Annotated in this window: 22 protein-coding genes and 1 pseudogene; 15 read left to right on the top strand and 8 right to left on the bottom strand. The window is 68.8% G+C overall.

From position 1 onward, the window contains the following. Window positions 1-12 precede the first annotated feature (12 nt). The 8 genes from sctQ to BFF94_RS06935 all read left to right on the top strand — a co-directional run bounded on the left by sctQ (window position 13) and on the right by BFF94_RS06935 (window position 5,343). Window positions 13-1,179, top strand: a complete 1,167-nt coding sequence (gene sctQ / locus BFF94_RS06970; protein WP_219139143.1) for a type III secretion system cytoplasmic ring protein SctQ — start codon at window positions 13-15, stop codon at window positions 1,177-1,179. Further along, a complete protein-coding gene (gene sctR / locus BFF94_RS06965; protein ID WP_128848316.1) occupies window positions 1,163-1,813 on the top strand; it encodes a type III secretion system export apparatus subunit SctR in 651 nt (216 codons plus the stop codon). The genes sctQ and sctR overlap by 17 nt, the downstream gene beginning before the upstream one ends. 11 nt (window positions 1,814-1,824) lie before the next feature. Further along, window positions 1,825-2,088, top strand: coding sequence for a type III secretion system export apparatus subunit SctS (sctS, locus tag BFF94_RS06960; RefSeq protein ID WP_046547810.1), 264 nt, complete (start codon window positions 1,825-1,827; stop codon window positions 2,086-2,088). A 12-nt stretch (window positions 2,089-2,100) separates the two neighbouring features. Further along, complete coding sequence (locus tag BFF94_RS06955) at window positions 2,101-2,925, top strand: hypothetical protein (protein WP_219139142.1); 825 nt, start codon at window positions 2,101-2,103, stop codon at window positions 2,923-2,925. A 167-nt stretch (window positions 2,926-3,092) separates the two neighbouring features. After that, window positions 3,093-4,208: a secretion protein gene (locus BFF94_RS06950; RefSeq protein ID WP_128847332.1), complete on the top strand. Its 1,116-nt coding sequence runs from the start codon at window positions 3,093-3,095 to the stop codon at window positions 4,206-4,208. Between the two features lie 30 nt (window positions 4,209-4,238). Beyond that, on the top strand, window positions 4,239-4,469 hold the full coding sequence (locus BFF94_RS06945; RefSeq protein WP_128847334.1) for a type III secretion protein: 231 nt from the start codon (window positions 4,239-4,241) through the stop codon (window positions 4,467-4,469). A gap of 93 nt (window positions 4,470-4,562) precedes the next feature. Beyond that, window positions 4,563-4,766, top strand: a complete 204-nt coding sequence (locus tag BFF94_RS06940) for a hypothetical protein (protein WP_128847337.1) — start codon at window positions 4,563-4,565, stop codon at window positions 4,764-4,766. Window positions 4,767-4,887: 121 nt separating this feature from the next. Continuing rightward, window positions 4,888-5,343, top strand: a complete 456-nt coding sequence (locus tag BFF94_RS06935; RefSeq protein WP_128847339.1) for a CesT family type III secretion system chaperone — start codon at window positions 4,888-4,890, stop codon at window positions 5,341-5,343. A gap of 49 nt (window positions 5,344-5,392) precedes the next feature. Here BFF94_RS06935 and BFF94_RS06930 read toward each other — a convergent pair whose 3' ends face one another. Continuing rightward, window positions 5,393-6,247: a methionyl-tRNA formyltransferase gene (locus tag BFF94_RS06930; protein ID WP_128847341.1), complete on the bottom strand. Its 855-nt coding sequence runs from the start codon at window positions 6,245-6,247 to the stop codon at window positions 5,393-5,395. A 232-nt stretch (window positions 6,248-6,479) separates the two neighbouring features. On the opposite strand from BFF94_RS06930, the gene BFF94_RS06925 reads away from it, so the two are divergent. After that, a complete protein-coding gene (locus tag BFF94_RS06925; protein WP_219139141.1) occupies window positions 6,480-7,109 on the top strand; it encodes a GNAT family N-acetyltransferase in 630 nt (209 codons plus the stop codon). A 36-nt stretch (window positions 7,110-7,145) separates the two neighbouring features. On the opposite strand, the gene BFF94_RS06920 is transcribed toward BFF94_RS06925, so the two are convergent. The 6 genes from BFF94_RS06920 to BFF94_RS06895 form a co-directional block, all read right to left on the bottom strand. Beyond that, window positions 7,146-7,577: an outer membrane protein assembly factor BamE gene (locus tag BFF94_RS06920; protein WP_158062145.1), complete on the bottom strand. Its 432-nt coding sequence runs from the start codon at window positions 7,575-7,577 to the stop codon at window positions 7,146-7,148. 56 nt (window positions 7,578-7,633) lie between these two features. Continuing rightward, the gene (locus BFF94_RS06915; protein WP_219139140.1) at window positions 7,634-8,908 is read right to left on the bottom strand and encodes a hypothetical protein; all 1,275 of its coding nucleotides are present in this window, start codon (window positions 8,906-8,908) and stop codon (window positions 7,634-7,636) included. Window positions 8,909-9,029: 121 nt separating this feature from the next. Beyond that, window positions 9,030-10,097, bottom strand: a complete 1,068-nt coding sequence (locus tag BFF94_RS06910; RefSeq protein WP_128843650.1) for a response regulator transcription factor — start codon at window positions 10,095-10,097, stop codon at window positions 9,030-9,032. A gap of 237 nt (window positions 10,098-10,334) precedes the next feature. Further along, window positions 10,335-10,808 (bottom strand): GNAT family N-acetyltransferase, encoded by a 474-nt coding sequence (locus tag BFF94_RS06905; protein WP_128843649.1) that lies wholly within the window; start codon window positions 10,806-10,808, stop codon window positions 10,335-10,337. A 97-nt stretch (window positions 10,809-10,905) separates the two neighbouring features. Further along, a complete protein-coding gene (locus BFF94_RS06900; protein ID WP_128843648.1) occupies window positions 10,906-12,015 on the bottom strand; it encodes a hypothetical protein in 1,110 nt (369 codons plus the stop codon). 236 nt (window positions 12,016-12,251) lie between these two features. Next, the gene (locus BFF94_RS06895) at window positions 12,252-14,888 is read right to left on the bottom strand and encodes a hypothetical protein (RefSeq protein WP_219139139.1); all 2,637 of its coding nucleotides are present in this window, start codon (window positions 14,886-14,888) and stop codon (window positions 12,252-12,254) included. Between the two features lie 481 nt (window positions 14,889-15,369). On the opposite strand from BFF94_RS06895, the pseudogene BFF94_RS37790 reads away from it, so the two are divergent. Beyond that, window positions 15,370-15,501, top strand: a pseudogene (locus BFF94_RS37790) (acetyl-CoA C-acyltransferase); the annotation flags it as partial. A 131-nt stretch (window positions 15,502-15,632) separates the two neighbouring features. Next, window positions 15,633-16,307, top strand: coding sequence for a cation diffusion facilitator family transporter (locus BFF94_RS06890; RefSeq protein WP_128843644.1), 675 nt, complete (start codon window positions 15,633-15,635; stop codon window positions 16,305-16,307). Between the two features lie 193 nt (window positions 16,308-16,500). Here BFF94_RS06890 and BFF94_RS06885 read toward each other — a convergent pair whose 3' ends face one another. Continuing rightward, window positions 16,501-17,691, bottom strand: coding sequence for a helix-turn-helix transcriptional regulator (locus tag BFF94_RS06885; RefSeq protein WP_128843643.1), 1,191 nt, complete (start codon window positions 17,689-17,691; stop codon window positions 16,501-16,503). Between the two features lie 281 nt (window positions 17,692-17,972). Here BFF94_RS06885 and BFF94_RS06880 point away from each other — a divergent pair, with 281 nt between their 5' ends. From BFF94_RS06880 to BFF94_RS06865, 4 genes are all read left to right on the top strand, one after another. Then, a complete protein-coding gene (locus BFF94_RS06880; RefSeq protein ID WP_219139138.1) occupies window positions 17,973-18,911 on the top strand; it encodes an alpha/beta hydrolase in 939 nt (312 codons plus the stop codon). Next, complete coding sequence (ribBA, locus tag BFF94_RS06875) at window positions 18,908-20,032, top strand: bifunctional 3,4-dihydroxy-2-butanone-4-phosphate synthase/GTP cyclohydrolase II (protein WP_219139137.1); 1,125 nt, start codon at window positions 18,908-18,910, stop codon at window positions 20,030-20,032. Before BFF94_RS06880 ends, ribBA begins: the two co-directional genes overlap by 4 nt. Window positions 20,033-20,215: 183 nt before the next feature. Further along, a complete protein-coding gene (locus BFF94_RS06870; protein WP_128842046.1) occupies window positions 20,216-20,644 on the top strand; it encodes a helix-turn-helix domain-containing protein in 429 nt (142 codons plus the stop codon). A 2-nt stretch (window positions 20,645-20,646) separates the two neighbouring features. Then, a complete protein-coding gene (locus BFF94_RS06865) occupies window positions 20,647-21,987 on the top strand; it encodes a type II toxin-antitoxin system HipA family toxin (RefSeq protein WP_128842047.1) in 1,341 nt (446 codons plus the stop codon). Window positions 21,988-22,105: the final 118 nt, after the last annotated feature.

The following is a 22,105-nucleotide window of genomic DNA, read 5'->3' as shown; positions in this document are numbered from 1 at the left end:
TTCCGGCAACGGATGAAACTGATTCGGCATTCGATCACTCCTGGCGGCGCACCGTGCACGCCGTTCGTCCCGCCGCCGCTCGATGCGGCGAGCGCGCACGCTTCGCGCCGGCTGTTCGACGCGCGCCTGCCGGTGTTCCTGCGCGACACGCTCGGCGCGCGCGACGTTCGTTGCGGCTTCGCGACCGGTGCGCCGGACTACGCCGATCCGGCCGTCGCCGAGCTGCGGATCGACACGCCGGCCGGCCCGGTGAGCGCGCACCTGCTGCTCGATCTCGAACGCTACCCCGCGCTGTCGGTCTGCGCGTGGTCCGAGGCCCAGGCGGCCGACCGGCGCACGAGCCCCGAGCTGACGCTGCGCAACGCCGTCGCGAACGTGTTGTGCGGGCCGCTGCTGGGCTGTCTCGATACGCTCGGCCTCACCGGCGCACAGGTCGTCGCGGTCAGGCGCGGCGCGTGGCCGGCGCCGCGTGCGCACAGCGTGACCGTCGCGCTGTCGCTGACGCTGGGCGAACAACGGCACGACGCGCTCGTGCAACTGCCGGGCCGTTGCATCGAGTGGCTGGATGCGTGCCTGGCGCGCACCGTGCGCGCCGCATGGCTCGACACGTCGCTGCGCGTGCCCGGCAGCCTCGTGCTCGGCGTGAAGGCGCTATCGGTCGACACGCTGCAGAGCCTGCGCAGCGGCGACATCCTGCTGCGCGCGTTCGATCCGTCGCTCGACGCGGCGTGGCTGCATGGCGCGCACGCGCGTGCGGACACCGCGCCGCATCCCGTTGCCTTCGCCACCTGGGGCAGCGCGGGTCTCGCGCATTGCCGGGCTGCGGTGGCCGTGCAACCCCGAACGATTACTTTGTTGAAGGAACCCGTGATGACGGAAACCACCGTCCTGGACACACCGGAAGCCGCGCCCGATGCGCCGGCCGCCGAACGCGCCGTCGAAGTGGGCGAACTCGAGCTGCCGGTGCAGTTCGTCGCCGATACCGTTGCGCTGACGATCGACGAGGTGTCGTCGCTCGCGCCCGGCTACGTGATCGAGCTGCCGACCGCGATCGCCGACCTGACGCTCAAGCTCGTCGCGCACGGCCAGGTGATCGGCTACGGCGAGCTGGTCGGGATCGGCGAGCACGTCGGCATCCGCATTCTCCGCATGGCGCACGAGCATGGTCCAGTACAGTGACCTGTCCGGCCTGCTGCTGATCGTCGTCGCGATCGGCCTGTTGCCGTTTGTCGCGATGGTCGTGACGTCGTACGCGAAAGTGGTCGTCGTGCTCGGCCTGCTGCGCAACGCGCTCGGCGTGCAGCAGGTGCCGCCCAACATGGTGCTCAACGGCATCGCGATCCTCGTTTCGGTGTACGTGATGGCGCCGATCGGCATGATGGCCGCCAAGACGCTGAGCGGCCAGACGATCTCGCCGCAATCGTCACAGGCCGTGATCCAGGCCGCGGACGCGGCGCGCGAGCCGTTCCGGCAGTTCCTCATCAAGCACACGCAGGAGCGCGAAAAGCGCTTCTTCATGCGCTCGGCGTCGATCGTGTGGCCGAAGGAGGAAGCGCAGGCGCTGCAGGAAACCGACCTGATCGTGCTCGCGCCGGCCTTCACGCTGACCGAGCTCACCGACGCGTTCAAGATCGGCTTCCTGCTGTACGTGACCTTCATCGTGATCGACCTGATCATCGCCAACGTGCTGCTGTCGATGGGGCTCAACCAGGTCTCGCCGACGAACGTCGCGATCCCGTTCAAGCTGCTGCTGTTCGTCGTGATGGATGGATGGTCGACGCTGATCCACGGGCTCGTGCTGACCTACAAGTGACCGGAGCCGCCATGGACGTCGATTCGCTGGTTCACGCCGCCACGCAGGGCATGCTGCTGTGCCTGACGGTTTCGCTGCCGTTCGTGATCGCGGCCGCCGCGGTCGGGCTCGCCGTGTCGTTCGTCCAGGCGATCACGTCGCTGCAGGACCAGGCGCTGCCGTTCGCGGTCAAGCTGATCGCCGTGACGATCGTGCTGGTGATCGCCGCGCCGCTGTCGTGCGCGGCGATCCTGCATTTCGCGAACGAGATGATGCGAACGGCGTTTCCCAACTGACGCGAGGCCGGCATGACACGTATCGGACCCCATTCCACCGCGCTCGCCCAGCAAGCGGCGGCCGCGCACAAACCGTCGTCGAAACCACGCGCCAAGCCGGCCGGGCAATTCGCGACGCTGTATCGCGGCACCCGTTTCGCGCACGGCAGCATGCAGGCCCAGCAGAACGCGGTGCAGGCGCAGCGCGCGAAGAAAATGGCCGCGCGGCTCGCGCGCCGGCGCCGCGCCGCGCGCGGCAAGCGCGGCGCCGGGTCGCTCGACGGCGCGGACGGTGCCGACGCCGGTGCCGAACCGCCGGAGCTCGAGGTATCCGGCGACGAGCACGAACGCCGCGGCGGACACGGCGGCGGGCGCGGCGGCCAGGGCGACGAGCAGGACGACGCGAACGACACGGAGCGCGTCGCCACGTTCAGGACCGGCCGCCGGCCGGCTGCGCGGCCGGTCGCGGCGCCGCACCCGGCGGAACCGCCGCCCGTCCCTGCGCCCGGCCTCGCGCCGCACGCGCTGCGCGATGCGTGCGCTCGCGACCTGCTCGCGCCGCGGCGCGAGTTCGCCGCGCAGCCGGGCGGCGTCGCCGCGCACGTGCATGCGTGGTCGGCACGCTGGCTGCGCGTGCAGCAGTCCGGCGTCGCGTTGCCCGCGGCCGATCTCGAGATGTTGCGCGCGCAGCCGTCGCCGCAACGGGGCGCGGCGGCCGGCGCCGCGCCGCTGCCGCAAGCGGCGCGCGACTTCAACGTGCTGGCCGGCCTGCTGCTGCGCCAGTTCGATCGCCCGCGAACCGCGCGCCAGTGCGCCGACGCACTCGATACGTTGCGTGCGCTGCGGCGCACGCCTTAGCGCGGCGGCGCCACGCGATGCTTCGTTCGAAACGCGAAGTCTTCGCATCCGGGGCCGGCAGCGCGCTTTTAGCCTCTACATTCACAGCGAGACGGACGATCCGCGCCCGTCGTGCACGGCGCCGCGGATTCGGCATACGGACCTGATATCGATTGAACGCTTTGCTCATGAAACAGCTACGGATACTGACGGGATTTCACGCGGGCGCGATGCTGCAGCTCGCGCCGGGTCAGCATCGGGTTCATGGCGGCGCCGATGCGGATATCCGCCTGACCGACTGGACCGGCACCGATGTGACGCTCGACGTCGATCCGTCCGGCGTCGTTCGCGCGATGACGCGTATCGACGCGCCGGACGGTGAGCCCGCGCAGGCCGACGCCGCGCCCGAACCGGAAACGGTGATCCTGGTCGACTTCGTGCCGATGCGGTTCGGCGAGACGATCCTGTGCGTGGGCCCCGACGACGTGCCGTGGCCGTCGGATCTCGACCTGTTGTCGACGCTGCTGACCCGGCCGGCCGATGCGCGGGTCGACGCCGAACGGCGAAAGCGGCGCCGCTACTACGGCGCGCTCGTCGCGTGCATCGCGATCGGCATCGTCGCGGGCACGGCCGTGCTGCTGACCACCGCGCCCGACAGCGAGGCCGCGCTGCGGCACGGCGCGGACTACCGGACCACCCGCATCCAGGACGCGCTCGCGGCCGCGCACATGACCGAGCTGCAGGTGCGCACGGTCGGGAACACGAGCGTCGTGACGGGCATGGTCGCCAACCTCGCCGACGATCAGCTCGTCCGCTCGACGCTCGCGAAGATCGCGTCGAAGGACGTCGTCCGCAGCTACGACGTCGCGCAGAACGCGGTGCACAGCATCGAGGATTCGCTCGGCATCGCGGGCGTGCGCGTGAAGTACCTGGGCAACGGCGAATTCGCGATTACCGGCACGGTCGACAGCAAGGATGCGCTCGACAAGGCCGTCACGCGCGTGCGTGCCGACCTCGATTCGAACATCCGGCGGCTCGTCGTCCAGGCGGTCGAGAACCCCGGCCACGCCGCGCCCGTGACCGGACAGTATTCGGAGATCGTGTCGTCGGACACGGTGCAGTACACGCAGACGCCCGACGGCATCAAGCATATCTACGTGACGGATGCGCCGGCCGATCCCGTGCCGACGTCCGGCGTGCCGGCCGCTTCCGGCGCGGCGGCGCCGTCCGTCGACAGCAGCACGATCACGCGCAGCGCGGAGCAGGTGCGCGCGACGCCCCGCCCGGCTGCGCCGGACTCCTGATTTTTCACCGACCTCGACAGGACAAGCGACATGTACGAGCCGATTACGCCCTACGCCAAGCAGTTCGACAACCTTTCCGCGATCGCCAGGGACCCGAACGCCGCGCCGACGATCGACGGGATCCAGCGCGCGCTCGTCGAGATCGCGGAGAACGTGAACAACGCCACGCCCGGCGCCGACATCGACAACCGGAATCGCGCGACGCTCTACCGCGGGCTGCTGGCGGCCTCGCGCGTGATCCAGCAGATCCGGCAGGCGTAGCGAGATCCGCTTCCGTTCTGTTTCGTTGCGGCCGCTGCCGCTCGAGAACGGTTTATCCGCAGTAACCGTCGTCACTTCACAAGGAGAATCAACATGGCAGGTGCATTAGCAGGTGCAGGCGAAGCAGTCAGCAGCATCGCCGAATCAACGGCAGCACAGACCGCGATCACGAAAGCGAGCTCGGCGGCCGCCATTACCCAGGCCTCGAACAACGCCCAGCTGAATGCGGCGACGGCAACCGCCAACGCCACCAACTCGGCAACGGGTGCGCTCAAGGACATCGCGAAGAACCAGTAACGCGATTCGCACGCCGCACCGCGGCGCCATCGCCGGCGCGACAGGCCAGCCCGACCCGGTCATCCGGCGGGCTGCGCCGCGCCGGCCTCCCCTTTCCCGCTTTCGTCGCGTCTCCACGCTCATGAACGATCACCGCTATCTCGAACTCGTTGCCCAGTTCTGCGCGGTCGTCGGCCTCCACGACGTCGACTACGTGCAGGAAACCGGCTCGGTCGAAGTCGAAGGGTTCGAGGTGCGCCTCGAGCACGTCGAGCGCGACCAGGACGCGATCTACGCGAACTTCCACTTCGGCACGGTCACGGCGGGCCGCACGCTGCACATTTTCCGGCTGATGCTGGAAGCCAACCTGCTGATCTATGCGCAGGACCAGGCGCAGCTCGGCATCGACGCCGACACGGGCTCGATCGTCCTGATCCTGCGGCTGCCCTTCGATCCTGATTTCAGCGGCGCGGACCTCGCGGACCTGCTGGTTCACTACGCCGACCACGGCCGCTACTGGCGGCAGAACATCATCGAGTCGAGCGACGAGATGTTCGAAGGTATTGCGTCCGGCGAATTCTTCTGGCTGCGGGCGTGACCCCGTGACCGGACTATCCGCGCCGCACCTGCGCGCCGCGCGCAGCGGATCACGGCCCGATGTCCGCGCGCCGGGCCATGCTCACCGCGCTCCATTCGAGCAGCGCGACAAAGCCGTCCGGCACCGCGATCACATACCAGCGGCGGCTGACGTGCGCGATCGCGCCCGGTTCGCATGCATGCCGTTCGTGCCACCCGACGGCGCGCCGCACATAGAGCACGCTGCCGCCCACGTGCGCGATGCATTCATGCAGCCCGTTGGCCCGGACCTGCGTCATGACTTCATCCACGGGCCGCGTGAAATCGAGCGTGCGGTCGGCCTCCGCCGGCTTCGGCCAATGGCTGCCGCCCGCCTGCGGCACGCGCGCGGCCCACAGCGCGTCGAAGCGGTACGCGACCTGCCGCGCGAGCCGGCAGCCGGCCATCTGCACCTTGAGCTGCAGGCTTTCGTGACATTCGTCGGCGGCGAGCGCGAAGCGCTCCTGCGCAAGGATTTCGCCGGCGTCGAATTCCGGTGCGATCCGGTGACAGGTCACGCCCCATTCGCGGTGGCCGTCGAGGATCGCGCGCATCAGCGGATACGGGCCGCGTGCTTCCGGCAGCGGCGACGGATGGAAGTTGATCGCGTGCCGGACGTACGGCGTCCAGTCCGGAATCCGCCAGCCGTATCCGGCGACGACCAGCACGTCGCAGTCGAGATCGCGCAGCGTGCGCAGCGCGGCCTCGTCGATCCGCGACAGTTGCAGCGGCAGGCCGTGCCGCGTCGCATACGACACGATCTCCGCATTCGAATTCACGCGGCCGTCGGTGACGAAGCTGAACAGCGAGACGGGGGTCCATCCGGCGCTCGCGAACGTCTCGAGCACACCATGAAACAGATCGAATCCTGCGAGTGCGAAGCGCATGCGATTTCTCCATCGGGGGAACGGCGGCCGCCGCCGCAACCGGTGCCGCCGGTCACGCGGCGCGGCGCACCCGCCAGCATGTCATGGCGCGCCGCGTCATCCGCGCGGTATCGCGAACCCGACGCCGCGTGCGCGAAGACATTCCGTGACGTACGTGCCGGTTCGCGCGTTCGCGCCGCGTCGCACGCCATTGCGCAACACTGATACGACCGATCGATGACGAGCGATCATCATGCGACTCCCCCCGTTGACCCAACTCGAAACCGAATGGCTGATACTCCGTCCGCTGGCGCCCGGCGATGCGCCCGCGCTGTTCGAGCAGATGCTGAGCGATCCCGAAACGATGAAGTACCTGCCGATCGGGCGTCATGGCGATCTCGCACAAACCCACGCGTATATCGCCGAAGCCCGCCGCGGCTGGCGTAGCCGGACCCTGATCCGCTATGCGTGCGAATGCCGCGCGACCGGGCAGCTCGCGGGCGTGATCGAGCTCACGCCCGATCTGCCGTGCGTGCGCCTGTCGGTGATGATCGCGAAACGCGGCGGCACGCGGCGGCGGCGGGCCTGCCTGATGGCGCTGCAGGAGCTGCTCGGCTGGCTGCTCGCGCAGCGCGGCGTGCAGCGGATCTATGCGCATTGCGTGGCCGGCGGCCCGGCCGGCAACAGCATCGAGCGCCTGGGTTTTCGGTGCGAAGCGGTGCTGAAACGCCACGAACCGCAGCCGAATCGCGACCTGCCCGCGGCCGACTGCCTGCTTTACGTGTTGACCCGGCGTACTTATCCGTGCGCGCCGGCGCCCGACGCCGGCACCTGGCTGAGCGACCTGCTGCGCGATTCGTCCGGCGGCCGCGCGCGGCTGTGACGCGCGCCGGGCCGCATGCCGCGCGCCCGCGCCGCGCTACGGTGCGTCCGCCGGAATCGCTGCCGCGGTCGCGCCCGGCGTGACGTATTGCGCGCACGCCGGGTCTTTCCAGTAGGTCGCCTGGACCAGCCGGTGCGCATCGAACTGCACCTGGTACTGGCACGTCACGAATGCGTCGGCACGACCGGTCCGCAATTTGAACAGGTAGTTCCACGCGCGCACGCCGTACGTGCCTTCGCTGAAATGCGGTTCATGAATCAGCAGATACACCTGGTTCTCGGTGATCCCGGGCACGACTTGCCGCAGGTCGCGCGCACTGACGAGCCTGCCGCCGGCCACCCACGCCGTGCCCGGATCGGGGAACACCGGCGCGCCGTTCGCCGCGGATGGCGAGGTCGCGCTGCAACCCGCCAGCAGCATGCCGCCCAGCAGCGCGATCGCCGCGCCCCGCATCGTGTCGATTCTCATGTCGAAGCTGGAAATCCCGAAAGTTGAAAATTGAAAAGGAAGAAACCGGTGCACGCTCATGCGCCGCGCCGCGTGCATCCCGCGCGGCAGTACCAGCGGCAACGCAGGCTGCGACGATGCGGGCAGCCGCCCGCCGGCGCGCGCGCTCGCCGCTCGCCCAGCCATTCGCGCGCCTGCACCACGAACCGCACGACGTTCACCACGCCCGCGGCTTCATTGCCCGACGCGACGGACGACGGATCGCCCGCATCCGCACCGGCACCCGTGCCGATACCGATGCCACCGTCGTCGGACGACGCGGACGACCGTGCATGGCCGCCCATCCATCCGCGTTCGACGAGGCCGGCTTCCAGCGCGCGCACGCCGGGAAGCGCTGCGCCGCGTGCGGCCAGCGAGCGCCCGGTGGCAGCCGCGAGCGTGCCGGCGCGGCGCACCGTTGCACTCGCGTAGCGGCCCGCCGTGCCGGCTGCGTCGGCCATCACGTCGCGCGCGGCGCGGGCCGGCGGTGCCGCTTCGGCGCGCCGCTCCGTCGGCATCCGCGGAGCGGCGACCGTGGGCGGCGCGGGCGCCGGGGATGCGGCTTCGCCCGGCGCGTGCCCGGTGGCAACGGCGATCGGTCCGGCCTGCGCGGGGGACGCGTCGGCTGCTGCACGCGGCGGTGTGTCGGCCGGCCCTGCCGTTCCGGCAAAGGCCGTCGTCGTTGCAGCTGGCGCACGCATCGCTCCAGCCGTTTCAACGTCGACGCGTGGCGCGATGTCGCGCAGGCCTTCGGTTGGCAACATCGCCTGCGCATCGACCGCCGATGTCCATGCGGTGCCGATGCCGGGACGAAGCATGCCGGCCTCCGGCGCCGACGGGAACGCCATCGCGTCTTCGGGGCCGGCCAAATCCGGCTGCTGCACCTGCTCCGTGTCGCCGGCCTCGTTCGGCAAGATGCCCGATGTGGCGGCGTCGCCGGCCTGCGCGTTCCCGGCGAGCGCGGGCAGGATGCCCGTCGGCGTGGCCGTACCCGTGCCCGCGCCCGGCACCGCCGGCCCAGTCGCGCCACCGCGCATGCCGGGCGTACCGGGCGCCATGCGCGGCAACGGCGCACCGTCACGCGCCGGCCCCTGCGCCGTGCCTGCGGGCTGGCCCTGCGCCGGCTCTCCACCGGCCGCGTCCTTCAGTTCCGCGCCGCCTCCGCCAATCAGCGCGAGCAGGCTCAGCACGACGTCGCCGTCGAGCTGCGCCGCATCCCGCGCGACACCGGGCGGCGTGCCGTCGGGCCCGCGGGCGTCGTCGGTCCGAACGGCCTCAGTTCCCGCGCGGTGCGATGGAATGTGCGATGACATGGGAGCGAACCGGGGTGAATAGGGTTGCACACACAAGGGTTGCACACACAACCATCGCGCGGAACCGTGGCAAGCAGCCCGCCCCGGCTCGATCGACCGTCGCGTGTGGCCGCGTCATGCGTCAGCGCCCGCCGGCCGCGTGACGCGCGACCGGTGCGTCGAGGTCGTCCACATACGCCGGCACCGGCATCGCCGTGCGTTGCCGTACCGATGCGACGCGGCGCTCGGGCGCCTGGATGAAGATGCGGTAGCCGACGGCATACATCGTGCGCAGGTAGACGCCATGCTCGCCGTTCAGGCTGAGCTTCTTGCGCAGCTTGTAGATGTGCTGTTCGAGCGAACGGTTGACGACGTCTTCCGGGCTGCCCCACACCGCCCGCGCGATCTCGCCGCGGGCAACGTACTTGTCGAACTGAGAGAACAGCATCCACGCGATCGCGAACTCGCGCGATGTGAGCCGGATCACGTCGCCGGCCACGCTGACCGTCGACGCGTGGCGATCCAGCCGGTACGGGCCGCACGTCAGGCGCTCGCGGTCCACGCTGCTGCGCGTGCACTGGAGACGGTGGCTGGTCAGCCGCAGGCGCAGCAACAGCTCCGGCAGGCTGATCGGCGCGAGCACGATCTCGTCCGTTTCATAGTCCAGCAGTTCGACGGCGTCCATGCTGTCGTCCGGCGAGCAGATCAGGATCAGCGGCGCGCGCTGCACGCCGTGGCACGCGCGATGGACGAGGACGGGATGCTGCGGATCGATGCCCGATTCCATGCTGATCAGGATCGCGTCGAATTCGCGGCGTGTGAGCGCGCGGGCGAAGGTCGTATCGTCGTCGAATCGGTCGACGGCGATACCGTTCGCGGCGAGATGACTGCAAATCGCATCGCGCCGCTTCATGTCTTTGGAGAAAACCGCAAGATTCATTATCAGCTCGTTCCCTGGAAGAGCAGGCAGGAAATGCGTCGTCCATGCCGGCCGGCGCGCGGCGTCATGCGAGGAGCGATGCCATGGTTCCGACTGCGGCAACTGGACGCCCCGGCTGTCGCGACAAGCTGCGTCGGCGACGGCGGATGCGATGGATGCAACGTACAACTCCGGCTGGGTCATCCGGATCGTGAATGGATAACATCTGGCCAACCGGCGAAATACGCTGCGGATATGAATATATCGCGCCGCCCGGAATGGGGTATGCATGCAACGATCACCGGCATTAAATGCCAATGAATGAATTTCCTCCGGAAAATTTCCCCGATTTGTTTATCTTTAATACGTAAACAAATGAATTACAATTCGATTAAAGTCTTTTAAGCCGACCCTATAAATCACGTTAAAAGATTATATTGATTTACCCTGACTCTTTCATGAACCGCGCATGCCCGCCCGGCAAATCGACGGCAGCGGCGCGCCGCGATGCCGCTCGTCCCGCTCGCATCACGCGCCCGCTATCTCCGGCTGTGCGAGGTCGCGGTTCATTGCCGTCAGGTAGCGGCCGTCGAGGAAGCGGCATTCGTGTTTCAGCATGCCGTAGAGGATGAAGTCGGTCCGGTCGGACGCTCCCTCGCGGATCACGCCTTCGCGCCGGAAACCGAGATTCTCGTCGAGCTGCTGCGCGGCAAGGTTGTCGGCGCGGACATAGCCGCTGACCCGGTTACAGCGCAGCAGAATGAACGGGAAGCGAAACGCCGCGCAGACGAACCCCGGCGTGATCACGTGCGGCGAGCCCGCCACCGCGAAATGCATCGCCACGCTGGGGCCGTTGTAGGCCTGGTACACCACGCCGGCGACGAGCCGGCCGTCCTTCTCGAGGCCGATCGCGTCGTCGTAGTTGGGGTAACGCGCTTCCCCCGTCAAGGACGCGACGAACTGCATCACGTCCTCGCTTCGATCCAGAATGAGCCGTCTCATGCCAATTGCGAGTGCCATGCGGCGTGGCGCGCCGCGCCTGCCGCGTCGTGAGTCATGTCCGGGCCGGCGGGTTGCCGCGGCCGGCCCGGCCGCCACGTCAGACGGTGACCGTCTGCCCCTGCGGATCCACCGGCCCGAGCCCCAGCTTGCTGAGTTTCTCGACTTCCTTGCCGGTCGCGGCATCCTCCGCCTCGCCCTGGCTGCCGCGCAGGTCGCCGGCCGACACGCTGACGTCGGACGCGTCGATCGTTTCGCGGCCTTGCGGCTGGTGCTTGCCGTTCGTCGAGCCGCTACTCAGGATCTCGGCCGCCGTGCTCTTGCCGCTGTCGAACGTGAGCGAGCCGTCCGGATTCTGCTTGCCGATGCTCTTGCCGCTCTTGTCGTACAGGTTGCCCTGGCTGTCCATCTGCACCTGCACCGTGCCCTTGTCCGTGCTCAGCTTGACGTTGTGCAGCCCTTCGCCGGCCTGTCCGGAGCCGCCCAGGCCGAGCGGGAGCCCGCCGTTCGCAACCGGCAGGTTGCCCGATTGCGGCACGGTGCCGTTCGGCGACGAGCCGTCGCCGAGCGTGATCGTGATGGTTTGGCCGCCGGTCGGCGAATTGCCCAGGCCGAAGTTGACGTTCTGGCCGCCGCCGGGCACGCCGTTGCCGCCATTCGGGTTGAAGCCGCCGCCGTTCTGCTGGTAGTTCACCGGAATCGTCGAACCGCCGTCCGTGCCGCCGGTTCCACCGGTCGCGCCGCTTCCGTTGCCGTTCGGGCCGCGCAGGTCGCCCGCCGACACGCTGACGTCGGACGCGTCGAGCGTTTCGCGGCCTTGCGGCTGGTGCTTGCCGTTCGTCGAGCCCGTATTCAGGATCTCGGCCTCGGGGCTCTTGCCGCTGTCGAACGTGAACGAGCCGTCCGGATTCTGCTTGCCGATGCTTTTGCCGCTCTTGTCGTACAGGTTGCCCTGGCTGTCCATCTGCACCTGCACCGTGCCCTTGTCCGTGCTCAGCTTGACGTTGTGCAGCCCCTGGCCCGCGCCGCCGAGGCCGTTCACGCCACCGTTGCCGCCGGCCGGCGGCTTCAGGAGCGCGGCCAGTGAACCGGCGTCCAGCGTGAAGTTCGCCGGCTGATTCGCGGACGATCCACCATTGGCTCCGGAATTGCCGAAGTCGGTCGGCGTGGTCGTCGACGGACTGACGGTGATCGTGATATTCGCGGCCATATCGGACACTCCTGTCTTTGATTGGAAGTATTTACCCGGCTTGCATTTCGTGCGGTCAATATAGGTGAGTGGCCGACACGGCACCGGAACCGGCGCGTATCGACGCGCATAAATACGAAGCAAAACCTGCAATGCAATGCGTCAGAATTACCTGATTCATACGAAAATTCATGAAAAAATGACTGCCCATCTTTAATCGCCAGCTTCGTCGCCGATCGTCGTCCATTGCCGCGATCCTAGCGCCGGCCCATTGCCGAACCGAGCGCCGATTCGAGACGGTCGGTCGGCGATTGCGCGATCTGCCTCACGATCGGATCGGGATCGTCCTTCATCCGCTCTGCTTGCTCCTCGTCGAGCTTCGGCTGGGCGACGCCGCCGGCCGCGCTCCGCAGATGCGCGACCGCTTCCATCTTCGACATCCCGAGATCGCGCATCAGTTGCAAGGCCGACGCGATGTCGCTGCCGCCGTCGTCGCGCATGTCTTCGCTGACCACCGTGCGGTAGAACTGCTTCAGATCCTTGTGGCGCACGGCGCCGTTCGCCTGCAGATAGGCCGGCGCCAGCGGGTGCCGGCCGTTGCTCTCCTCGAGCAGGCCGACCACGCGTGCGGCCGCATGCTTCTTCACGAGATCGACCTCCTGCTTCTTGTTGTCGGTCGACTTGTTCTCGTTGAACTTGTCGAACTTGAGCGGCAGGAAGCGCGCGATGCGCTGCTGGTTGACGTCGGCGCGAATGCCGTCCCAGGTTGCCTTTTCGTCGGCGTCCGGTTCGCCCTCGAGCTTGTTCTGCAGCCGGCTGCGCATCGCGCCGTCGGCGATTGCCTCCATCTTCTTGTCGCGATAATGCTGCTTGAGCGAATGCGCGGCCTTGCGGTTGTCGAGCAGGTCGCGCCCCGACAGGATCGCGCCGCCCGCCAGCGCCGCGGACGCCGCGCCATGCGTGCCGACCGCGAGGCCGACGCCGGCCCCGATGCCCGCGACCGACATGGTCGTCTTGATCGCGGACCGGACCACGCGATTCTTGCCCTGGACCTCGGCGATGTAGCGCCCGGTCAGCACGTCGAGCATCTTGTCGCGCTCGGGGCCTTCGGGCTGGCCCAGGATCGCCACCTTGAGATCGTAACGGGACTGGAAGTCGGTCTTTCCGGCGATTTCCGACAGCGGCGCCTCCCGGCCGCCTGTCTTGATCTTCGGCTCGTCGCCGGACGCGGGCCATTTTCCCAGCTGCTTCTGGTAGCGGCTCTTGCGCATCGCGGACGAGCCCAGTTCCTGCGCCGCGTAGACCGTGTTCACGCCTTCATGCGCGAGCGCCAGCGCGGACGCCGGCGACGTGGTCAAGTGCGCCTTCGAAAGACCTTGCACGATCCCGCCTTCCGGTTTCGTCCTGTTCAGCAACTGGGGCAGCGCGTTCTCGTTGTCGACCTTGATCCACCGGCCGAATTTCCGGAGCGCCTTCGCACCCGTGGAAGCGTTCGGCACGAGCTGCCCCAGTGCTTCGCCGTGCGGGCGCGGCAGCGCTTCCCCGGTTGCGGTCTTCGTCGATCCAGGCGGCGTTTCGTCCGGTTTTTTGGCGGGTGGCTTGCCGTCGCTTTTGCTCGTGGCCAGGTCGCCCGACGGCTTTGCCGTGACGGGCACGGCCAGCGGCGGTGTCGACTTCGAGGGCGGTGTCGGTTTCGTCGCGTCGATTCCGCTGTCGATGGCCTTGCCCGGCGCGCTGGTGATCGCCTCGAAGTGCCCGTGCTGGTCCCAGACGACGACACGATGCGTCGGCGCCTGCCCGGATTGACGCTGGCTGCCGTGGAACTGGCCGATCGTCGTGACCGGATGCGCGTTGTCGACGCCCGCCTGCACGACGCCGACCTGCATGTCGACGCCAAACCGCTCGTTCACGAGCGACACGAGTTTCGCGCCGTGTCCACCTTCGTTGGTGTCGAGCAGCAGCATCCGGCCCTTCTCGTCCGGGTGCTGCGCGTCGAAGCCGGCGCGGATCTCGCTCACTTCGTGATCCAGCGCGGCACCGTCCAGATCCGGCCGCGCGCACTGCACGAGCGAGTAGATCGAGCAGTTGTTGTCGCGTCCGCTGTTGCGGATCGGCTGCATCTCCTGGCCGGTCAGCAACTGCTCGAAGCGCGCGTTGGACGAGCGTGTCGCATCGCGTTGCGCATCGCGCGCTGCCGGCGGCACGTCGGCGACCACCGGCGCATTCCGGCCCTTTCCGGATGACGTTTTGACGGCCGGAGGCGGGTCGGCCGGCGTGTCGACGGTGTCGGTTTCGCCGAAAAACGTGTCGAACACGCGACCGAGGCGCGCCACGTGATCGCCCGATGCGGGCGGGTCGGCGGTCTCGGCCGCCTTGGCGGTCTTCGCGACCGACGTCGTCTTGGTCTCGGTCTCGTGCAGTGTCGCCGCGACGACAGCCGGCACATGCCGCGTCTCGGGTATATCGACGTCGTTCGTCTTGTCCGTGAGCCGCGTCTCGGGTGTATCGACGTCGTTCGTCTTGTCCGTGATCGACGCGGCGCGGCTTTTCGATTTCGACGAAGCAAGCGACGTGTTCGAACGCAGCGACGGTTGCTTCCTGCCGGTCGTAAAGCCGGCCGTGTGTTCGCTGCCCGGCTGCGGGGTGCGCTGCGCGATGCCATCCAGCGCCTTCAGCGTCTCCGCGCCCCAGTCGGACTGCGACGCCGGCGACTTCTCCGTCGACTTCCGGGGCGAGAACGTATTCAGCCCGGCCAGCGGCGGTGGCGGCGTCGCGCCGAGCGATGCCTTTTGCTTGCCGGTCTCCGGCGCCTTGCGTTCGGGGGTCGTCGTCGTCGTCGTCGGGTGCTCGCGCTGCCGCAGTTCGAGCATGGCGTTGCTGATCTTTCGAAACATGGGGATCTCGCGACAGGATCGTACTGCGCGCTACGTTGTCATAGTGCGCGCACGGATCCGGCGCCGACACGAAGCGAGCACCATTTCCACGAAGGCCGTTCATCCGCATACGGCGAACGGCCGCACGCACGGCGCCGCTCGTTGCATGGCGAATGCGAAAAGACGTTCGGGGATCCGAATGCGTCGCGGTTGCCAGCATCACGCATCCACTCCACTCGCTTCGCCATGTTCGGCGACCGTCGGGCAATCCCGGGGCGAAGCAGCGACGGGGCCTGGTCCGCCGGCAACCTCCCGATCCTTCCTGGAGCCCCTCAACATGAAAATTTCGTCTGCTCGCAGCGGCGCCGTATCGGAACACGCGCCGGAAAGCCCGGTCGAGCATCCCGCGGGGAAATCACGCGCGCCAGCCGCGTCGCTGGGACGACTGTCCGATCTGTCTGCCAAGGCGCGCCCGAAGCGTGGCGAAGGTGAAGCGCGTCAAGCGATGGGCGCGACAGGCGCGGTGCCGACGACGCGCCCGATCCATTCGATGCGGCGCGATGGCGTCAAGCGCGGCGTCATGGCGCTGCGCATCGGCGGCGGCCGGCGCATCGCGCTGGCGATCGAGACGCTCCGAACCGAAGCCGGCGCGCCCGCAGCAGCGTCGCACCGGGGCGATCCCGCGATTCCGCCGCTGTCACCGATCTGCCACCGTCGACCGGTAGCGTTCGGGGCTCACCCACGCTATCGACAGACGAATCCGCCATGCAGCGCATGTCGCGCGCCACGCCCCATGTTTACGCGGCTACGTCCCGCGCCCTCGCCGTCAGCCTCGCGATCAACCTGCTGCTGCTCGCCGTCGAGACGGGCGCGGCGTGGTCCGCGCATTCGTCGGGGCTGCTCGCGGACGTCGCGCACGCGGCGATCGATCTCGCGGCCGATGCGCTGATCCTCGTCGCATGCCGGCTCGACGCGCGCCTGCCGCCGGAGCGGCGTCCGACCTACGAACCGCTCGCGCTTGCGGGCCTTGGTGTGCTGCTCGTCGTGACCGGGGTGCAGTTGATCTGGCAAGCGGCGAACCGGTTCGATACGCCGCCGGTCGTGCAGCCGGGCGCGACGGCGTTCGCGCTCGTCGCCGTCACGTTGGTCGGCAAGGCCGCGTTGTCGCGGTGGATGCTGCGCCGGGCGCGTGAAACGAGTTCGGCGCTGCTCGAGGCAAGCGGCTGGCATGTGCGGACCGATGCGTTGTCGGCGTTGTCGGCGTTGCTGGCGACGCTTGCGATGAGCGCGGCGTGGGTCGGCCTCGGCCGCCTCGACGATATCGCCGCGCTCGCGATCGGCGCGCTCGTGATACGCACGGGTGCCGGTTTCGTCCGGCGCGGCTGCGCGCAGTGGCCGGCGCTGGCGGCGTGGACGAATCGCTCGACGCGCGGGTCGTGAACGCGGGCGGTATTGACGTGCGTTGATCGTCCGATATGTGCGATCGGCTGCGCGGAATGAAGAAGAGGCTCGCACCGTGCGAGCCTCTTTTGCATGAAGTCGTCGTCACCATGCGACACGCGACGCATCGACCGATGCAAATGTATCGCCAGACGAATGCGTCCGGTTCCGACGAGTAGGCATCGGCCACCGCTTAGCCGAGCGGCACGACACTCCCCAGCAAGATCCGCACGAGCGTCGCCTGGCGCGTGACGCCCGTCTTCGAGAAGATCGCGCGCAGGTGCGTGCGCGCCGTGTTCTTGCTGATCCCCGATTCCTCCGCCGCTTCCTCGAGCGTCAGCCCGTTCGTCAGCAGCAGCGCGAGCGACGTCTCGGCCGGCGTCAGGTCGAACAGCTTGCGGATGATTTCCTGCGCGCCCTGCGGCTTGCGGTCGGGGTCGCGCAGGAACAGCGTGACGGCCGGCCGCCGCTTGTTGTCTTCCGACCAGTCGGACAGCAGCACCGTGCGCACCAGCAGCCCAAGGCGCGGCTTGTCGAAACTGCGCGTGATCGGCATCGCCTCGACGGTTGCCGCGGCCGTGCCGTGGTGCCCCATCACCGCGTGGCGGATCAGCCGCTTCAGCGTGCGGTTCTCCTGCGCGTCGGTCGCCTCGATCGTGCCGCGCGCAATCGTCAGACCGTTGTTCTGCTTGAGGATCTCGTCGGCGACGCTGTTCAGGTCGATGATCGCGCCGTTCTCGTCGAGCGTGATCGTGCCGATCTGCATCCGGTTGATCGCGTTCGCATAGATCGAGCGTTCGACCTCGGCCGTGTCGAGCCGCGAATGCAGTTCGACCGCGCGCTTCAGGTGCGGCAGCAACAGCGCGCAGATCGCCTTGTCGCGCGCGGAGAACTGCTTCGATGCGTGGTTGCGGCACACGCGGAACCGGCACTCGACGCCCGACGACGTGCGCAGGTCGGCGCCGAGGATATAGCGCACGTCCTGCGGCTTCAGGAACTGCTTGTACAGCTCGCTCGACAGCCAGCCCGTATCGCCGAACACGTCGTCGACCGTGACCACGCGATCGGCCGGCAGGCCGACGAACGGGTCGAGCGAATAGTAGTAGTTGTTGTACGACGCCTCGCCGTCGCCCGGCACGACCGGGCCGAATTCCGACGCGTGCACGGACAGCGGCGCGCGGCGGTCGCTCGCGGCCGCGCGCAGGATCAGCGTCACGTAGTTCGCCTGCAGCCAGCGGCGGACGAGTTCGAGCGCACCGGCCCACGGCGGCGTCTCCAGCGGCCCCTGGTAGATGCGCGCCATCAGCTCGCTGAAATCCGCGACGCCGATATCGGCCTCGTCGCTTGTTGCCTGGCTCTCTAGCGGAGCCCATCTCGTCTCCATCAGCACGCTCCATCCTCCATACGACAGGTTCCCGGTGCGACCCAGTCGCGCCGCCATGATTAAGACGCGTCTAAATTCCGGCGTCATCGGGAGATTCACTGAATGGTGAGAATTAGTCATCGGGGCTGGCGAACCATCGTCCAATCGGATGATGTGGCGCCCTGCCCGCTGCGCTGGAATGCCCGTCAGGCCGTGCCGGCAAGCGTCCGGCGCGGACTCAGGGAAAACCGCGACACGGGTTTACCTGATTCAGACCGCATCCGATTCAGACAGGAGTTCCCATGCCGCTCGACCCCCAAGCGCAGGCGCTGCTTGCCGCGTTCGCCCAGGCCCCCGCGATCGACTTCGCGCAGCTCACCGTTCCCGCGTACCGCGCGAGCCTCGCCGCGGGCGGTGCCTTCGCGCCCGGCGACGCCGTCGCCGCCGAAGAGGACTGGCAGATCCCCGCATCGGGCCGTCGGTTGGCCGCGCGGCTGTATCGGCCCGACGCCGACGGGCCGTTGCCGCTGACCGTGTTCTTCCACGGCGGCGGTTTCGTGTCGTGCGGCATCGACTCGCACGCGAACCTGAGCCGCAGCCTCGCGCAGCGTGCGCGCACGCTCGTGCTGTCGGTCGACTACCGGCTCGCGCCCGAGGCGCGCTTCCCGGCGGCCGCGCACGACGCGTGCGACGCCGTGCGCTGGGCCGCCGCCAGTGCGCGCGATCTCGGCGCGCGCGCCGGCGCGGTGGCCGTGGCCGGCGACAGCGCCGGCGGCAATCTCGCGGCGGTCGCCGCGCTGCAGTTGCGCGGCTCGGGCATCGGCATCGCGCATCAGTTGCTGCTGTATCCGGTCGTCGATTGCGCGACCGAGCATCCGTCGTATGAATCGTTCGGCGACGGCTATTTCCTGACGGCCGACATGATGCGCTGGTTCAAGCGCCACTATTTCGACGACGGCGCCGATCGCGCGTCGCCGCTCGCGAGCCCGCTCGCCGCGCCGGACGTCGCGGGCGCGGCGCCAGCGACGATCGTCAGCGCCGAATTCGATCCGCTGCGCGACGAAGCCGAAGCGTATGCGCTGCGTCTCGCGCAGGCCGGCACGCCGGTGACGCTCGTGCGCTGGCCGGGCCAGCTGCACGGCTTCGCGAGCATGCTCGGCGTGGTCGACGCGGCCGAGCGCGTGCTGACGTTCGGCGCCGCCACGCTGCGCCGCGCGTTCGACGCGACGGAGGCACGATGACGCTCGCCGGCACGCTGGAGATCGTCGACGAGTTGCGGGCGGGCCGGATGGTCCTGCTCGTCGACGAAGAGGATCGCGAGAACGAAGGCGATCTGGTGATCGCCGCCGATCACGTGACGCCCGACGCGATCAACTTCATGGCGCGCTTCGGCCGCGGGCTGATCTGCCTGACGCTGACCGCCGAGCGCTGCGAGCAACTGCGGCTGCCGCCGATGGCCGATCGCAACGGCACGCCGTTCGGCACCGCGTTCACCGTCAGCATCGAGGCGGCCGAAGGCGTGACGACCGGCATTTCGGCGGCCGATCGTGCGCATACGATCCATGCCGCGGTGCGCTCGGGCGCCCGCCCCGACGATCTCGTGCAGCCCGGCCACGTGTTTCCGATCGCCGCGCGCCCGGGCGGCGTGCTCGTGCGCGCGGGGCACACCGAGGCCGGCTGCGATCTCGCGGCGCTCGCCGGGCTCACGCCCGCGTCGGTGATCTGCGAGGTGATGAACGACGACGGCACGATGGCGCGGCTGCCCGAGCTGAAGGCGTTCGCCGCGCATCACGGGCTGAAGATCGGCACGATCGCCGACCTGATCCACTACCGCCGCGAGCACGAATCGCTCGTCGAACGCATCGGCGAGCGGCCGCTGCATACGCCGTGGGGGCGATTCCGCGCGATCGAGTATCGCGACACCGTCCACGGCGCGCCGCATCTCGCGCTCATGCGCGGCGAACCCGATCCGGCGACGCCCGTGCTGACGCGCGTGCACGAATGCCATTCGCTGCTCGACCTGCTCGACGCGGAACCGTCCGCGCATTCGTGGCCGCTGCACGCCGCGCTGCAGCGGATCGACGCGGCCGGCTGCGGGGTGGCGGTGCTGCTCGACTGCGACATGCGCGGCGACGCGACGCGGATGCCGGCCGGCAACGCGCGCCGCGACGGCCGCGTGACGGGGATCGGGTCGCAGATCCTGCGCGAGCTCGGCGTGCGGCGGCTGAACGTGCTGTCGAGCCCGTTCCGGCTGCCGGCGCTGTCGGGGCACGACCTGGAGATCATGGCGTTCATTCCGCTCGGCGACGACGATCCGGAAAGCGCGCGGGGGACGCACGCGGACCCGCTTCGGGCGGCGTGATGCGTTGATGCGAGGGCGTCGTGCGCGACGCCGGCACGGGGGACGGAGGACGGCCGGTTTTTCGCGTAACAGGCTATCGTTTGTTTTTGTTGAATACAGTTTATGGTTTGTATTTTGAAAATACATGCCATAGACTGTATTTTCCGATTACAAACGATCGCCTGTCATCTCGCGGAGCGCCCGATGGCCTTTCCTGTCCAGACCCTGACCCAGCTGCGTCCGATACTCGTCGGCTTCCGGAAAGCCGCGGGGCTCACGCAGGCGCAATTGGCCGCCCGCCTGGGCGTCACGCAGCAATCCTACGCGCAGCTCGAAGCCAATCCGTCGGCGGTCAGCATCGAGCGGCTCTTCAAGGTGCTGAACGCGCTCGGCGTTCACATGACACTCGCCCTGGGCAAGCAGGACGTGTCGGCGGCATCGGCCGATCCTGATCCCGCGCCCGATGCCGCGCCGGCGGTTCGCAAACCGGCCGCGAGCAAACGCAAGCAGGATGCGGCGCGCGGCACCACGCCCGCCAGGAATCCAGCCCAACCCGCAACCCGCGCCGCGCGCAAGCGGCCCGCGACCGCAACACCCGGCAAGCCACGGGTCTCGAAACGGGAGGACTGGTGACGATGGCCGCGCGCGTCCGCCACGACCGGCTCGACCTGTGGATGAACGGCATTCCGGTCGGCTACTGGGAAGTCCGGCGCGGCGTCGAGCGCCTCGTCTACCTGCCGGGCTGGCTCGACGATCCCCAGGGGCGGCCGCTGTCGCTGTCGCTGCCCTTCACGCCCGGCAACCAGCCGCACCAGGGCGCGATCGTCGCCGACTACTTCGACAACCTGCTGCCGGACAGCGAGCCGATCCGCCGCCGCATCGCGCAGCGTTACCGGCTCGGATCGACTGCGCCGTTCGAACTGCTCGCGTCGATCGGCCGCGATTGCGTCGGCGCGATCCAGATGCTGCCGCCCGGCGAGACGCCCGTCGATCTCGAGGCGATCGACGGCGTGACGCTCGACGAGGCAGCCGTCGCCGACGTGCTGCGTCACGCGACCGCCGCGCCGCTGCCCGGTCGCGCGGAGCCGGACGGCGACCTGCGCCTGTCGATCGCCGGCGCGCAGGAAAAGACTGCGTTGCTGCGTCAGCGGAACCGCTGGTTGCGGCCGTCGGGCAGCACGCCGACGACGCACATCTTCAAGCTGCCGCTCGGGCGCGTCGGGAACATGCAGGCCGACATGCGGACGTCCGTCGAGAACGAATGGCTGTGCTCGAAGCTCGTCGCGGCATACGGCCTGCCGGTCGCGCCGTGCGAGATCGGCCGGTTCGACGACCAGAAGGCGCTGATCGTCGAGCGCTTCGACCGGCGCCCCTCGCGTGACGGCTCGTGGATCCTGCGGCTGCCGCAGGAGGACATGTGCCAGGCGACCGGCACGCCGTCGGGCGCGAAATACGAATCCGACGGCGGCCCCGGCATCGAGACGATCATGGGCATCCTCGCGAATTCGGCCGACGCCGTGCACGACCGGATGAATTTTTTCGTCGCGCAGCTCGTGTTCTGGGTGCTGGCGGCGATCGACGGCCATGCGAAGAACTTCAGCATCGCGCACCTGCCCGGCAACACGTATCGCAGCACGCCGCTGTATGACGTGCTGTCCGCACATCCGATCATCGGCACGCGCCGCAACCAGCTGCCGCCGCGCCGCGCGCGGCTCGCGATGGCCGTATGCGGGAAGAACCGGCACTACGTGATCGGCGAGATCCAGCCGCGTCACTGGATCGCGCAGGGCCGGCGCGTCGGCCTGACCGAAGACGACGTGCGCGCCGCGATGGCGGCCGTCGCCGCGCGCACGGAACCAGCGATCGCCGAAGTCGCCGCGCTGATCCCGGCGGATTTTCCGGCGGACGTGGCGGACGCGATCTTCGACGGCATGCGTCGGCAGGGCCGCAAGCTCCGGGCGGGGGACCCCGCGTGATGGCTCGGCGGGTCGTGGCGGGGCTTGGGCCGGGCTCGAGAATCCGGCTTGGTGCTTCAACGACCGGCCCGGACCGGGCCGATGCATCCGCCGCGACGCAGGAGCGGACGCCGCCGAC

Source organism: Burkholderia catarinensis, from assembly GCF_001883705.2.
Taxonomy (GTDB): domain Bacteria; phylum Pseudomonadota; class Gammaproteobacteria; order Burkholderiales; family Burkholderiaceae; genus Burkholderia; species Burkholderia catarinensis.
The sequence above is the reverse complement of the archived record's forward strand: the minus strand, read 5'-3'. Positions and strand labels throughout refer to the sequence as shown.

Coding starts and splice junctions, on each gene's coding strand:
- sctQ (WP_219139143.1), top strand. CDS start 13: ATGAAACTGATTCGGCATTCGATCACTCCTGGCGGCGCACCGTGCACG.
- sctR (WP_128848316.1), top strand. CDS start 1,163: ATGGTCCAGTACAGTGACCTGTCCGGCCTGCTGCTGATCGTCGTCGCG.
- sctS (WP_046547810.1), top strand. CDS start 1,825: ATGGACGTCGATTCGCTGGTTCACGCCGCCACGCAGGGCATGCTGCTG.
- BFF94_RS06955 (WP_219139142.1), top strand. CDS start 2,101: ATGACACGTATCGGACCCCATTCCACCGCGCTCGCCCAGCAAGCGGCG.
- BFF94_RS06950 (WP_128847332.1), top strand. CDS start 3,093: ATGAAACAGCTACGGATACTGACGGGATTTCACGCGGGCGCGATGCTG.
- BFF94_RS06945 (WP_128847334.1), top strand. CDS start 4,239: ATGTACGAGCCGATTACGCCCTACGCCAAGCAGTTCGACAACCTTTCC.
- BFF94_RS06940 (WP_128847337.1), top strand. CDS start 4,563: ATGGCAGGTGCATTAGCAGGTGCAGGCGAAGCAGTCAGCAGCATCGCC.
- BFF94_RS06935 (WP_128847339.1), top strand. CDS start 4,888: ATGAACGATCACCGCTATCTCGAACTCGTTGCCCAGTTCTGCGCGGTC.
- BFF94_RS06930 (WP_128847341.1), bottom strand. CDS start 6,247: ATGCGCTTCGCACTCGCAGGATTCGATCTGTTTCATGGTGTGCTCGAG.
- BFF94_RS06925 (WP_219139141.1), top strand. CDS start 6,480: ATGCGACTCCCCCCGTTGACCCAACTCGAAACCGAATGGCTGATACTC.
- BFF94_RS06920 (WP_158062145.1), bottom strand. CDS start 7,577: ATGAGAATCGACACGATGCGGGGCGCGGCGATCGCGCTGCTGGGCGGC.
- BFF94_RS06915 (WP_219139140.1), bottom strand. CDS start 8,908: ATGTCATCGCACATTCCATCGCACCGCGCGGGAACTGAGGCCGTTCGG.
- BFF94_RS06910 (WP_128843650.1), bottom strand. CDS start 10,097: ATGCATACCCCATTCCGGGCGGCGCGATATATTCATATCCGCAGCGTA.
- BFF94_RS06905 (WP_128843649.1), bottom strand. CDS start 10,808: ATGAGACGGCTCATTCTGGATCGAAGCGAGGACGTGATGCAGTTCGTC.
- BFF94_RS06900 (WP_128843648.1), bottom strand. CDS start 12,015: ATGGCCGCGAATATCACGATCACCGTCAGTCCGTCGACGACCACGCCG.
- BFF94_RS06895 (WP_219139139.1), bottom strand. CDS start 14,888: ATGTTTCGAAAGATCAGCAACGCCATGCTCGAACTGCGGCAGCGCGAG.
- BFF94_RS06890 (WP_128843644.1), top strand. CDS start 15,633: ATGCAGCGCATGTCGCGCGCCACGCCCCATGTTTACGCGGCTACGTCC.
- BFF94_RS06885 (WP_128843643.1), bottom strand. CDS start 17,691: ATGGAGACGAGATGGGCTCCGCTAGAGAGCCAGGCAACAAGCGACGAG.
- BFF94_RS06880 (WP_219139138.1), top strand. CDS start 17,973: ATGCCGCTCGACCCCCAAGCGCAGGCGCTGCTTGCCGCGTTCGCCCAG.
- ribBA (WP_219139137.1), top strand. CDS start 18,908: ATGACGCTCGCCGGCACGCTGGAGATCGTCGACGAGTTGCGGGCGGGC.
- BFF94_RS06870 (WP_128842046.1), top strand. CDS start 20,216: ATGGCCTTTCCTGTCCAGACCCTGACCCAGCTGCGTCCGATACTCGTC.
- BFF94_RS06865 (WP_128842047.1), top strand. CDS start 20,647: ATGGCCGCGCGCGTCCGCCACGACCGGCTCGACCTGTGGATGAACGGC.